Consider the following 12,286-nt stretch of genomic DNA (forward strand, 5'->3'; position numbering starts at 1 on the left):
AAAAACTTCTAATATTTTGTCGTAATTTGCTCGAAAGTTGTGCATAAATTAATTGTTGTGGTGACATTAATTTAAGGCTTATTAGCTGTAAGCACAACTTTTATCTAAATGCACAACGGGTAATAATAGTTTTATTCCTTTAAAAGCTCAGATTTAATTAAAAAGACATGAGTATAATTTTTATTTTGAATGTGTAATAATACTATAACTTACAACAGATACAAAAACAATACTTAACCAAAATATAATTCCTAGAATTTTAGCCTTTTCTGCTTGTTTTAGTTTTTTGTCAAAGCCATGTTTTTTGAATCGTTCCATTTCAGATTCAGTAAAATGATCGTCTCTCCATTGATGATATGGTGTAAAGAAAGGAAGAAAGAAAAAAGAAAACCATTCTTCATTTGTAAGTGGAGTTTCTTTTCTTTTTTGTTGAAACTCTATAAACTTAAAGTATTCATTTTCAATTATTTTTTTTTCATCATTAGTAATGTTTCTAGATTCAAATTCCGCTTTAGCTTTCCTAATTTTAGATTTATCTAGACTATTTTTTATAACATTAAATAACTCTACGTTAGAATATTGAGAAATGTCTTTTTTGATCATGTTAATTTTTTCTTTTTCAAAATAGCAACAAATTAAATATTTATGAAGTTACTTTTTATCTTATTTCTTGATTATAAATTTTTAATAAGAATTCTTCAAAACTATCAGTTACAAAATGATAATCGAATGTTTCTTCTTTTGTTTTTTGTTTTAAATAAATTTTATTTGGATTCTTTTGATCAAATACAAAATCAATAAACTTTTTGTTCTGCGGAATTGATAGGTGCCCGAATAATAAATAGCCTTTATTATCCAAAATAGGTTCATCAAAAACCTCTTGATCTCCAAATACTATTCCACTATTATTAAAACCAAACAATGTAAAATCTTCATCAGTTTGGTCATTAAAATATGATAAACCCGAATACGTTTTAAGAAATTCTATATAAATTTTATTTTTTGTTAAAAAAGGAAATTCCTCAATAAAGGATGTGATTTTTATTTCTTCCTCTTTAGAAAAATCAATAGTGTTATTGATACAATTTGAAAATTTGGAGCTAAACTTTTTTATTAATTGATTCATTTCAAATAAAATTACTTATAAATGATAGAGAAATTACACTAATTATTGAGCGTTTTTTTTACTATTTAATACAATTGATACAAAGATGAATATAAGTAAGCAAATAACAATAAAACTGTCGCCAATCGTAGCATAAATGGTTTTTGTACCTTTAGTAGGTAATTGTGTAATCATAGTTTTGTTGTTTTCATCAAAATGATCCATTTCACTAATTACTTTACCAGTGTAGTCTGTACCTATTGATAAACCATGACTTGTTTGTCTGATAAAGTTAAAACCTTGTTCTATAGCTCTGTATTTAGTCATATCAGTATGTAAAGGATCAATTTCTTTATAATCGTTACTTGGAGACAATAAAATATCAGCACCTTTGGTTTGTTTTAAAAAATTAGGAAAATCTAAATCAAAACAAATAGCACTAGAAATAGTTCCGTATTCAGTAGCTATTTTTGGAATTGGAGTAGATTTGTTGTTGCTAATAGGTTCTTCTGCCCCAGGAACAGAAATACCTTTCCAATAATCAATAACCATTTTGCCTTTTTTATTAAACATTACAAATTTGTTTTCTAAAAACTTAGCATTGCTAGGATCTATAATTGCTAAACCTAGCCCTAAATATATTTGCTGATCAATGGCTATTTTACTAGCTTTTTCATAGAGTTTGTTTTCATCTTCTTTTAAAATAATACTATTGCCCTCTGCCCAAAAAACAATTTTTGCTCCAGCTTGTGCTTCTGCGATGCTTCTGTCAAAAAGATACTGATTTAATCGATTCGTGTTTTTTTGAGTAACTGCTTTTATATCGTTTTTAACTTCATTATTGTTTAAGCCTTGAATATCAATCATAAAATTTAAACTATCTAATGATGAGATAGAAGCTATTTTAACGGTTGAAGTATTTGATTTCTTAAAATGAATTCTTTGTACTCCGAAAATTAAGGTAGTCGCTAACACAAGTACATAAGCAATAACTCCTCTTTTTACATTTGACCATTCGTTTTTTTGTTCATGTACCCAATTACAAACAGCAGCAAACCATGTGATTAAAAAAGTAATATATCCTAATCCAAATACTGAAACAGATTGTATTAATGAAAGCTGTGATTGCTGAGTGTAAGCCATGTGACCCCAAGTACCATACAAATTAAATTGACAGTATGCATATTCTACAATAACAGCAGTTGTAGGGAATATAAGTGTGCTTAAAAAAGAGTTTCGTTTTTTAGAAAAAAATGAATCTACTAAATATGGAATTGCAGCAAGTGAACTATAAATTAGTGCTATAACTACTGATATTGTAACAGGTAAAAAAGGAACAACATCAAAACCGATGTAGTAACTAATAGCAATAGCTACTAAGGCAAATATATATCCTTGCCATCGGTTTAATTTTCTAACTCCAAAAAGAAGCATTGAAGTTGATATCCATATGACAAAAAAAGAGGAATATTGTCCGTTTGAAAATATCATTAAAGTTAATAGAGTAACTAAGAAAAGCGCTTTTTTAAGAATATTGTTTTTCATTTTTATTGATGAGTTAAATTAATGTTGATGCAATTTCACATTATTTTAACCCGTTTCTTAGCCTATTCTATTGAAGCGTCGTTTGGAGGTGTTGAATTGTTATTTTTGAGTTACAAATTATGAGATATCTTGATTTATAAGTTCAGTTAACCAAGAATTAAAGATGTCATTATCTAAAACTGAGTCTACAATGATTGAGTCGATTTTTTCATTAGAAACTTTACTATCATATAAGTATATTTCAAATTTTTGCTCCTCATTTATAGTCATATCAATGCTAATATTATAATTACCATCATGTAAACGAGCTCTGGTTAGTTTAAGAAAATAAAGAGATTGACCAGCCCTTAATTTAGAGTTATATCCTTCCTTGATAAATTCATCAATAAGGTCTAACATTAATTTAAATTGAGGGTTTGTGATTCCTGTAAAATAAGACTTTACATCTATCCATGATTTTTCAAAATCTTTTTTTATTTTATCTGTATACTTCATTTTTATAAAGGAAAGCCTTTCTTAAAAAATTATCTATAAGCGATTAACTTTAAACAACTATTATTGTTTTCTATTAAAAATTGACCCATTTCATTAATTATTTTCTCAATATCATTTATGTTTTGAAAGATTGTTTTTTGAGCTCCTTTGATAAGATTCCCATGAATGTATTTCTTATCTTGAATTTTATATTCTTTAGGGAATTCAATCCATTCTACTTCTTTGTAAAAAATAGGTTCTTCAAAAAATGGTTTATAGTCTGATGTTCCATATAAATATGTGTCATAAATTTTATCAGAATAAATCAACTTATAACGGATGTATGTTTTTTCAATACTGTAAGTTATAGTATCAATCAGTTTTTCCCATTTGGCATTATTCATAAAAGAAGATGAAAATCTATCTTTTATAAATAAATCTATTTGATCAATTTTTACAGGTCTTTCAAAGTTCATAAAGAGTAGGTTCAGAGAAATTTTAAAGTTAAGATTTATTCTCCTATAATAAACCTTTCATAAATAACATCAATTTCTAAACGTTTCCAGCTAGTAGTACTAAAATCATAATATTCTTTAGAGATCGATATTTTTAGATGGTTTTTATCAATAATTTCTAAATCACTCATAATAAAAACTTCTTTATCACTTCTTACATTATCTATATACAGTTTTTCTGTGTAGTTTTTCTTTTCGAGTAAAAATGAATTATTCTCAAATTTGAAAAAGGTTCCATACCCATATTTAACAAAGCCAGTAACAAAACCTTCAGGATTGTGATCATAGTCGAATGTTATATTGGTTTTAGGAAATCCAAAAGAAATAAGTTTACTTTTATTAGTTTGATATTCATGAGGTCTTATTTCTAAATCATTAAAACCAAAAGCAGGTATTTGATCGACTAATTCATTTGTTAGAATACCATTATTATTTATATCAATAGCGATGTTTGATTTGAATGAAACTGTAGTGTAATGTCCTGTGTATTGTTTTAACGTATCATCAATAATTTCATTTTCACTACAGTTACCTAAAAGGAGTGTAAACATTACACCTAAGATAGGTATAAGAACTTTTTTCATAATTATTTTATTTAGGTTAATTAATTATTGCATGATATAATTGATAAGGGAAATTATAGTCAGTTTTTATTTTATGAATCTCTTAATCTAATTTGTAGCCATCAAGTTTGTCCCATATACTCCAAAGTGTATTTAGTAATTCTTCATTGCTAGGTTCAACATGAGTATTAACTATTAAAACTCTTCCTTGTTTGTTATGAGCATTAAAAAAGAATAGAGAAATTAAGCCAAAATCACCTCCAGTATGACCAAAATTGCCAGCTTCGGTTTTTCCCATAAATAAACCTTCATCATAATGAACAGATAAAGCCGGATTTTCTTTTTTAAATTGATCAACAGATGCTATAAAATCTGTGCTTCCAAATAGCTGTAGATAATTCTCTTTCTTTAATAATTCACCTTTTCCAAATTGACCTTTTATCAATTCATTTAAAAGTAATCCTAAATCGTGAGAAGAAGTATAAAGACCACCGTCAGGATATGCCTGAAGTCTGTACACAGGAACTTCAGTATTACCATAATAAAGGTTTGAAGTTTTGGTAGTATCTACAGTTTCATACGACCAACCTGAAGAGGTCATTTTTAGAGGATCAAAAATATATTTTTTAGTAAAGTTAGGAAATGTTTCACCAGTTGCTCTTTCTAATACATAAGCAGCCAATGCAGCACCAACGTTTGTATAATTGAATTTAGTTCCTGGTTTTTCATTCGTAAATACTTTTTCTGAATAGGATTGACTCTCTTTTAAAAGTATCTTTTTTAGAAAATCAGACATAGAAGTATGAGTGTTAGAAGGTTTAAAAACTTCTTTCATTATATCTATACCATTAAATCCATTATCTTCTTTAAGTACATAAGTGTTTTCATCATAAAAATCCGTGTCAGCAATAGAAGAGGTATGATTTGCTAATTGACGAATAGTGATTTTTTCTTCAGGGAAATTAGGATTCGTTACATCGAAATCTAGATATTGATTAATAGGATCGTCTAAATTTAGTTTACCCAATTCTTGTGCTTTTAATAACGATAATCCAATAAACATTTTTGATACCGACCCAACTTTTTGAAGTGTATTTGAACTGTATACTTTTTTATTGGTAATATCTGAAAATCCAAACCCTTTTTCATACACTATTTTTTCTTCATTAGCTATAGCAACAGAAAAACCATGAATTATTCCTTTTTTAGAAATTTCATTTAATTCATTAGTAAGAGATTGAAATTTATCTTCTTTTTGTTCTTGTTGTTTGCACGAAACAAACAATACTGACATACAAATAAGTAGTAGTTTTTTCATAGAATTATTTTGGTTTTTAATAGGTGTTAAATATATTATTTTTTTATTTAAAAAAACAATTTATAAATAGGGGAGGAAGAGAAGAGTTAGTAAAGTTATCAATATAGTTTATTTACTTATTTGAAGTATTCTAATAGCACCTTGAATAACTAATATAAATACAATGCTGCCTATAATTAAATCTGGTTTATTTGAATCAAACCCGTTAACTAATATAGCAGCAACAATCACTCCTAAATTTATAATAACATCATTAGAAGTAAAAATCATGCTAGCTTTCATATGAGCTTCTTCATTATTTTTTGATTTTTGCAAAATAAAAAGACAAATTCCATTAGCTATTAGGGCAAGAATAGAAACCACTATCATAGTTGTGAAATCGGGGAATTTTTCAGCATTTAAAAACCTTCTTATTACTTCAATAAACCCTAAAATTGCTAGAGTAATTTGAAAATATCCAGCAATTTCAGCTATTCTCTTCTTTTTTATTAAGGATCCTCCAACAGCAAACAAGCTAATCCCGTATACAAAAGTGTCAGCAAGCATATCTAATCCATCAGCAATCAATCCCATTGATTTGGATATGATTCCTGTTGTTATTTCTACAATAAAAAAAGTAAAATTAATTATTAATACAGTCCATAGTAATTTTCTTTGATTTTGATCGTCATTAAATTCAGTTTGATTCGTATGCTCAGTAGTAATTTTTTTACCTCCCAAATTCAATTCAGTAATATATTTTTCAATAAGATCAATTTCATCTGTATGAAAAACAGTTAGTTTTCTATTAGGTATGTCAAAATGTAAATTAGCAATACTGGAAATTTCATCTAATTTCATTCTAATTAAATTTTCTTCAGAAGGACAATCCATTTTTGTAATTTCAAATATTGTTTTATTCATTTGTTAATTATAGCTTACAATAGTTGTAAAAATAAGTTATTCAGATAAAAAAAAAACGAATTGTTTACTTGATAACTAAGTTTTAAATTATAAAAATGAAGGAGTTAATTTCTAATTTTTCTTTTGTAAACGATTAAAAGTAAGCATTAAGAAAAACAAAGAAATAACTTCAAAAAATACACGTAAGCAATGCCAGAAAGCCCATTTTTTTAATTCAGAAGTTAATTGAGGAGTTTCTAAAATGGTATTGTAAAACTGATGATTTATATTTTTAAAATATCCATAAAACATTACAATAATTAAAATAGCAAATAGAGTAGAAGCTGTAGCATATTTTAAAGCTTTAGATTTTTTATAAAAGCAGTAAATGGTAACAGTTATAGGAACAATTACAGCAATAATGGTTAAAACAGTATAAAATTTGCCTATTGTGGGTCCGAATTTAGTGTAATATTCATGAAACTCTGTATTTGATAACGTTTGCCAATACGGAACCAATAAAAAGCCTTCGGTAATTTGGCTACCTAAAAAAATAGAAAAAACAGCAATTAAAGTAAAATATAAGATTCGATTCATTTTGAATTAAAATTTAATATTCAAAATTCATCATAGACATGTTCATATGCATTTACATATGTCAAAAAAATTAAGGATTACTCATTTTTCTTCGTATTCTACTCAATTGAGTAGGAGAGATGCCTAAATAAGAAGCAATATGGTATTGCGGAACAATTGTTTCTATAGTTGGAAACTTTTCTTGCATAATTAAGTACCTTTTGTTAGCATCTAATAAAGCCATTTCAATTTCTTTCTGTTCTTTTTCTAAAAAGTAATGTTCTGCAATTTTTCTTCCCAATCGTTCTAAATCGTGATATTTACTGTAAAGTTTTTCAATATCACTAAAATTAGCAACTAAAATTTCACAGTCAGTTAATGCTTGTTGCGCTATTTTATTTGGTTGTTTGGTAACTAAAGAAGAGTAAGCTCCAATAATAGAAGAGTCTGTAAAAAATTGTTTGGTGTACTCTTTACCTTTTTCATTTAAGAAAAAAGCTCTGATAATTCCTTTTTTTAAGAATCCTATTTGTTTAGCATATTCTCCTTCTTTAACAAAAAAGTCTTTTTTATGTAATTGTACAGGTCTAAAAAGTTGTTGTAATTCTTTGATAGTTTTATCCTCAAGAGGGCTGATTTTTTGAATATAGGTTAGCAATTCTTGCATTTTAATTTGATTTTAAAGGTTATTTATTGCCACTCAACAAAATCAGTATATTTTTTATGTTGATACTTATTAAAAGCTCGAATTTTAGTGTACTTCATAGTTGTAATATTTAATTCCCATATTGCCGAAATATCACTCCAAGGATCTGTTACAAACTCAACTAAATTTTCATCTTTTAATCTGATGTCATAAATCCAATTAATATTGTTGTTTCTGAGTTTATGATCAACCTCTTTTTTCCAAACTGTTATGTGATCACCTCCAATTATAGCCCAATCATTATTACTACTAATAAAACCACAATTCGGAGTTCCATAAAAATCATCATTTATTAATTGATTTCCAAATTGATCTATTAAATATGCTTCTTCTTGCTCGTAAACAATCTGTAGTACATCAGTTTTAAATAGGATATTGAAGTTTTTCATAAAGTTTATTTTCTGCAAAAAGTAAAAATTAAGAAACAGTAATGTTAAAACTTTATGATTCTGTTTCATTATAAAAAAAGATTGCTTTATTTTCAGATATTCCAATATCTAAAATATCATATACATATTCAATTCCTTTTAGTTCTTCTTTATGAGTGAAATTGCCATTTTTTCTAGAGTCTTTCCAATCATTAAAAAACGAAGGACTTTTGAAAATATTAATTAAACCATAATCTAATTTTTTTAGTTCCTCTACAGACCACCAACCAACTACAAGGTCGTTAGATAAAGATTGGGAAGGCAGTGTTTCATTATTTACAGCGGATTCAACATGTAATCGATTCCACAAAGAAGCTGTTTCTTGATTACATTTTTGATTCACTAGTTTTGTACTGTTTTCATACTTCCATTTATTCATCATTGGTCCACGTAATTCGTATAATTTTTTACCATCACCATGATCACAATAAGAACCTAAATAAATAGCTAAAAGTTCATCAAAAAGTGCTTGATTGATGTTTTTGTTAAAGTTTTGATTTTTAGAAAGGTGTTTAATGGCTTCGGTATTAATTTCTTGTCCCATAGAAAGTAAACCTACTTCTTTTAATTCAGAAGTATTCCAATCTGATAAAACCCAATTTCTAAAATTAGAATAATCTGCTAAAAAATTTTCTTTTAGTGATTTATCATTTTTAGCAGTAAAAAAAACGATTCTAGCTCCCATTTTTATAGTTATTGAATTTTAGTGTAAAAGCTTTTATCATTTGTTTTTAGGAAACTCAGTAGATAGTTTCATTTTATAAAAATAATAGGTAACTATCTACTAAGTTCATTAGTCTACGATACCACACATTGACCAGTTATTCTATCACAATGAATCGGAACTAAAGTATCTCCAATTTTAAGATGGCATTCTCTGTCATCTTTACATCTATAATATGATCCACCATTAATAGATAATTGTTGTTCTTTTTTTAGAACTTTTCCTAAATTTTTGATTGTTTTCATAATAAATAAAATTAAAATTAATTTTTTGTTTTTTAAATATTTATTGCCTACTAAGGCTTTGGTTTTTATTTGTTGAGTTAAGAAACTATTATAGTTTTCTTATTTAACTGTTTACGTAATTTAGATAACTAGATTATTCATTTTCACAATTAGAAATAATTGCATTATGTGAATTATCAAATTTGATATTTACTTATCTGTTAAATAAGTAAATATTAATCTAAATCACTTTGTTTATTTAGAAAAGTTACACATGTGGTTAAAAGCAAATGGTTAACTATTCTTTTAATTGGTTTAAGATTTGTAAATTTAAAAGGGTGTTTTCAATTTTTAATAATTTTTCTTTTTCATGGTGTTTTTATTAGCAATTAATATTCTTTTTTATTGTTGTTTTTGTTGTATAACACCGTTTGTGTTATGATATCTCAAATGTAGAAAATCTTTTTGCTTTGCATGTTTAAATTTTTCTTAAAAAATAATCAATGCTTATTTTTTTCTCTCATGATTCAGTTTTTATTCTTTTTTTTAAAGATGATTTACTTTATCTAAGAATAGATTAACAGTTTGATTATTAGGGCTAATTTTGTGAGCGATTTCAAATTTTTTTTTGGCTTTTTCAAAATCATTCATTTTTAAATAGCATTCACCAATAGAGAACTCTGCAAGCATACTGTTTGGATTTTGTTTTAATGAGAATTCAAAATCTACAATGGCTTCTTTAAAAAGACCTAAATCCATTTTACAGAAAGCTCTATTGTCAATTGCTTCAAAGAATTGAGGGAATAAATCAATTGCTTTTGAGTATTCATCGATAGCTTCTAAATGCTTTTTCTCGTTGGTTAACTCATATGCGGTTTTATAATAATTATTAGCGATCGAAATATAGAATTCAGGTGATTGAGTTTGTTTTAAATATTCATGATAGCCAATTAAATCAGATGATTTAACAGGTTTGTTAGTTATAAATATTGGGTTCTCAAATCCGTTTTGATCAATTGGAGCGTGGTAGTTGAAAACTTTTAAAGAGTCAATTTCTGTTATACTCGGAGTTTTATTTAGTGGAGCGTAGGTTAATACATGATAACAATTATTATTAGTTTCATGAACTAATAATTTGTATACAAAATATTTACCATTAATTTTACAATAAAAAATGTCACCTTCTAAAAGATCTCTTTTGTTTTCTGAAGATTTACTGGTATTTGAAAATAATTTTTTTAGTATGCTCATAGAGTTTTAATTTGTTGTTCCTTTTTCTGTATTAAGAATTCCGATGTAATTGTAAATTTAATAAAACATCTTTTAATCTATAAAATTGATATCAAGAGATGTATCTGAAAGAAAATATTGCCAGAGAGGTAGTAATGCTAAAATAAATAAAGTTATAGAAAGAGAGATTCCTACAATACTCATTATAAAACTCCTTTTAAAAGATTTGATACTTTTAATTAAGCTGATAAAACCAATACCTACAGCAATTAACTTTTTTGTAATTAGGCTAGTAAATATTGTAACATCTAAATCAGCAATATCGTGTGTTTCGATTAAATATGAATGAATTAATTCAGAGGTTCGATAATTAAACCAAATCACAAATAAAATTCCTATGAGCGATAGTACTATAGATGATATTCCTTTTTTCATTTGAATTACTTTTCAAAAACATATAACCAAATACAGTTGTATTTAGTTTTGATGTATGATTTTATTATGTTTTAATAAAAAATAAAAGCAATAGGAGGATTAAAGACTATTTCTTCATCTTTTTTCAGACTTAAATTTATAAAAAAAGTAGTAACAGAAATATGCGTTTACACTTAAAGTTTTATACTAAATAATCAGTTTGTTAAGTTGTTTGTGTTTTATAATTAGTTACATTTCGTTTTCAAGCAAATAAAAATAATTTTTAAGTCCATAAGAGAATTTACCAGGATAAGAACCTAAAGTTTTGAATTCCTTTTTTAATATTTCTATTAAATCTTGTTTAATATCTTTTCCTTCTATTTTAGCACAGTTTAGTTTTACCCAATGAATCTTAGAAGAATTAGGGAAATCTTCAATTGCTTTAGCTAAATTTGGATCATCATATCTATTCTTATCGGCTAATCCTATAAAGTAACTAATAGCGAATTTTTCACTTTTATATTCATTCCATCCTTTTTTATCAGTTTGTTCAGAAACATGTCCGGTTGAAACAGATTCAAGGTAAGCGTATATATTTAAAAGCTCTTCATCTTTATGCTTGTCTGCTAATTCAATAATTTCTTTTCCTCGTTTTTTAAAGAATTCTTCTTCTGTTAATAATTTATTTAAGAATGAAATTCTTAATAAATCAGATGCTATTTTTCCATTAAAAGGTATTTGGTTGTTATTTAAAATTAATTTTGAGTCTATTAATACTTTTTTGATTGAATCCTTGGAATCCAGTTCTTTTACTTTCTTATAAGTAGATAATTGAAGATATTCTAAGCTTTCTGAACCAAAAATATTTTTAATAGTTTTCAAATCTTTAGCTAAAAAATATTTTTGAATGTTACTATTCCACCAGTCCCATTCCCAGTTCATATCTAAGAATATTAATTCATATGCACTTTTAGAATCTTTTAATTTTACTTTAGAAATTAAGTCAGAACGTTTTTTAATTTGATCGGTTCGTCCATGAATGATATAAATAGCTTTATCAATTCCTGTATGATTTTCAGAGTGATTTGCTTTTTTCCAGTGTTCGATAGCTTTTTTATAATTCCCTAAATTTAAATAACATTCACTTAACCAAACATCAATTCTGTAATCAGATTCTTTAATTTTTTTATAAATTTTGTAATGCTTAATTGCATTTTTATAGTCTTTAATTCTATGACTTTCAATAGCAAATTCTAAATTAAAACTCAATTCATTTGGTTGTTTTTGAATAGCTTTTTTATGTAATTCATAAGATTTAATGGGATCTATATTATACAATACATCGCCTATTAGATATTGGTGATATTCATTATTAGCTTTAGAAATTAAGTTATTTACACAATCGTCAGAATCTTTATTAATTAAACAATCAGAAAAGAAATAATTGAAGTCTTGTTTTAGTTCAGCTTGATATTTCTTGATTAACTCTTTTTTATGATTTATTTGAGCGTGAGAGTTTAAAAGAGCTAAACTGAAAATTATACAGTTAATAGTTTTAATCATTTTTTTATTCAATAATAGA

At 26.1% G+C, this 12,286-nt stretch carries 16 protein-coding genes; all 16 read right to left on the reverse strand.

Annotation, left to right across the window (positions count from 1 at the left end; translation table 11 throughout):
- Positions 1-180: 180 nt before the first annotated feature.
- Positions 181-603 carry a hypothetical protein gene (locus EYW44_RS19890; RefSeq protein ID WP_132726928.1) on the reverse strand — a complete coding sequence of 141 codons (423 nt, stop codon included), beginning with the start codon at positions 601-603 and terminating at the stop codon, positions 181-183.
- A gap of 55 nt (positions 604-658) precedes the next feature.
- Positions 659-1,126, reverse strand: a complete 468-nt coding sequence (locus EYW44_RS19895) for a hypothetical protein (RefSeq protein ID WP_132726931.1) — start codon at positions 1,124-1,126, stop codon at positions 659-661.
- Between the two features lie 42 nt (positions 1,127-1,168).
- Positions 1,169-2,650 (reverse strand): nitrilase-related carbon-nitrogen hydrolase, encoded by a 1,482-nt coding sequence (locus tag EYW44_RS19900; protein WP_132726933.1) that lies wholly within the window; start codon positions 2,648-2,650, stop codon positions 1,169-1,171.
- Positions 2,651-2,767: 117 nt separating this feature from the next.
- Positions 2,768-3,145 (reverse strand): hypothetical protein, encoded by a 378-nt coding sequence (locus tag EYW44_RS19905; protein WP_132726936.1) that lies wholly within the window; start codon positions 3,143-3,145, stop codon positions 2,768-2,770.
- A 29-nt stretch (positions 3,146-3,174) separates the two neighbouring features.
- On the reverse strand, positions 3,175-3,600 hold the full coding sequence (locus tag EYW44_RS19910; RefSeq protein WP_132726938.1) for a DUF6678 family protein: 426 nt from the start codon (positions 3,598-3,600) through the stop codon (positions 3,175-3,177).
- 35 nt (positions 3,601-3,635) lie between these two features.
- Positions 3,636-4,223, reverse strand: coding sequence for a hypothetical protein (locus EYW44_RS19915; protein WP_132726941.1), 588 nt, complete (start codon positions 4,221-4,223; stop codon positions 3,636-3,638).
- 82 nt (positions 4,224-4,305) lie between these two features.
- The gene (locus EYW44_RS19920; protein WP_132726943.1) at positions 4,306-5,520 is read right to left on the reverse strand and encodes a serine hydrolase domain-containing protein; all 1,215 of its coding nucleotides are present in this window, start codon (positions 5,518-5,520) and stop codon (positions 4,306-4,308) included.
- A gap of 108 nt (positions 5,521-5,628) precedes the next feature.
- Complete coding sequence (locus EYW44_RS19925) at positions 5,629-6,423, reverse strand: cation transporter (protein ID WP_132726946.1); 795 nt, start codon at positions 6,421-6,423, stop codon at positions 5,629-5,631.
- A 111-nt stretch (positions 6,424-6,534) separates the two neighbouring features.
- On the reverse strand, positions 6,535-6,999 hold the full coding sequence (locus EYW44_RS19930; RefSeq protein ID WP_132726948.1) for a DUF1772 domain-containing protein: 465 nt from the start codon (positions 6,997-6,999) through the stop codon (positions 6,535-6,537).
- A gap of 70 nt (positions 7,000-7,069) precedes the next feature.
- A complete protein-coding gene (locus EYW44_RS19935; RefSeq protein WP_132726951.1) occupies positions 7,070-7,645 on the reverse strand; it encodes a Crp/Fnr family transcriptional regulator in 576 nt (191 codons plus the stop codon).
- A gap of 23 nt (positions 7,646-7,668) precedes the next feature.
- Positions 7,669-8,073 carry a hypothetical protein gene (locus EYW44_RS19940; RefSeq protein ID WP_132726953.1) on the reverse strand — a complete coding sequence of 135 codons (405 nt, stop codon included), beginning with the start codon at positions 8,071-8,073 and terminating at the stop codon, positions 7,669-7,671.
- A 52-nt stretch (positions 8,074-8,125) separates the two neighbouring features.
- The gene (locus EYW44_RS19945) at positions 8,126-8,797 is read right to left on the reverse strand and encodes a hypothetical protein (protein WP_132726956.1); all 672 of its coding nucleotides are present in this window, start codon (positions 8,795-8,797) and stop codon (positions 8,126-8,128) included.
- A 113-nt stretch (positions 8,798-8,910) separates the two neighbouring features.
- Complete coding sequence (locus EYW44_RS22355) at positions 8,911-9,081, reverse strand: hypothetical protein (RefSeq protein WP_165872282.1); 171 nt, start codon at positions 9,079-9,081, stop codon at positions 8,911-8,913.
- A 525-nt stretch (positions 9,082-9,606) separates the two neighbouring features.
- Positions 9,607-10,311, reverse strand: a complete 705-nt coding sequence (locus EYW44_RS19950; RefSeq protein WP_132726958.1) for a tetratricopeptide repeat protein — start codon at positions 10,309-10,311, stop codon at positions 9,607-9,609.
- 72 nt (positions 10,312-10,383) lie between these two features.
- A complete protein-coding gene (locus EYW44_RS19955; protein ID WP_132726961.1) occupies positions 10,384-10,725 on the reverse strand; it encodes a hypothetical protein in 342 nt (113 codons plus the stop codon).
- A 228-nt stretch (positions 10,726-10,953) separates the two neighbouring features.
- Positions 10,954-12,267 (reverse strand): tetratricopeptide repeat protein, encoded by a 1,314-nt coding sequence (locus EYW44_RS19960; protein WP_132726964.1) that lies wholly within the window; start codon positions 12,265-12,267, stop codon positions 10,954-10,956.
- Positions 12,268-12,286 lie beyond the last annotated feature (19 nt).

The organism is Tenacibaculum sp. M341 (assembly GCF_004337695.1).
Lineage (GTDB): Bacteria > Bacteroidota > Bacteroidia > Flavobacteriales > Flavobacteriaceae > Polaribacter.

What these genes read in the sequence shown, in the direction of transcription:
- EYW44_RS19890 (WP_132726928.1), bottom strand. Translation starts at nt 603, where the DNA reads ATGATCAAAAAAGACATTTCTCAATATTCTAACGTAGAGTTATTTAAT.
- EYW44_RS19895 (WP_132726931.1), bottom strand. Translation starts at nt 1,126, where the DNA reads ATGAATCAATTAATAAAAAAGTTTAGCTCCAAATTTTCAAATTGTATC.
- EYW44_RS19900 (WP_132726933.1), bottom strand. Translation starts at nt 2,650, where the DNA reads ATGAAAAACAATATTCTTAAAAAAGCGCTTTTCTTAGTTACTCTATTA.
- EYW44_RS19905 (WP_132726936.1), bottom strand. Translation starts at nt 3,145, where the DNA reads ATGAAGTATACAGATAAAATAAAAAAAGATTTTGAAAAATCATGGATA.
- EYW44_RS19910 (WP_132726938.1), bottom strand. Translation starts at nt 3,600, where the DNA reads ATGAACTTTGAAAGACCTGTAAAAATTGATCAAATAGATTTATTTATA.
- EYW44_RS19915 (WP_132726941.1), bottom strand. Translation starts at nt 4,223, where the DNA reads ATGAAAAAAGTTCTTATACCTATCTTAGGTGTAATGTTTACACTCCTT.
- EYW44_RS19920 (WP_132726943.1), bottom strand. Translation starts at nt 5,520, where the DNA reads ATGAAAAAACTACTACTTATTTGTATGTCAGTATTGTTTGTTTCGTGC.
- EYW44_RS19925 (WP_132726946.1), bottom strand. Translation starts at nt 6,423, where the DNA reads ATGAATAAAACAATATTTGAAATTACAAAAATGGATTGTCCTTCTGAA.
- EYW44_RS19930 (WP_132726948.1), bottom strand. Translation starts at nt 6,999, where the DNA reads ATGAATCGAATCTTATATTTTACTTTAATTGCTGTTTTTTCTATTTTT.
- EYW44_RS19935 (WP_132726951.1), bottom strand. Translation starts at nt 7,645, where the DNA reads ATGCAAGAATTGCTAACCTATATTCAAAAAATCAGCCCTCTTGAGGAT.
- EYW44_RS19940 (WP_132726953.1), bottom strand. Translation starts at nt 8,073, where the DNA reads ATGAAAAACTTCAATATCCTATTTAAAACTGATGTACTACAGATTGTT.
- EYW44_RS19945 (WP_132726956.1), bottom strand. Translation starts at nt 8,797, where the DNA reads ATGGGAGCTAGAATCGTTTTTTTTACTGCTAAAAATGATAAATCACTA.
- EYW44_RS22355 (WP_165872282.1), bottom strand. Translation starts at nt 9,081, where the DNA reads ATGAAAACAATCAAAAATTTAGGAAAAGTTCTAAAAAAAGAACAACAA.
- EYW44_RS19950 (WP_132726958.1), bottom strand. Translation starts at nt 10,311, where the DNA reads ATGAGCATACTAAAAAAATTATTTTCAAATACCAGTAAATCTTCAGAA.
- EYW44_RS19955 (WP_132726961.1), bottom strand. Translation starts at nt 10,725, where the DNA reads ATGAAAAAAGGAATATCATCTATAGTACTATCGCTCATAGGAATTTTA.
- EYW44_RS19960 (WP_132726964.1), bottom strand. Translation starts at nt 12,267, where the DNA reads ATGATTAAAACTATTAACTGTATAATTTTCAGTTTAGCTCTTTTAAAC.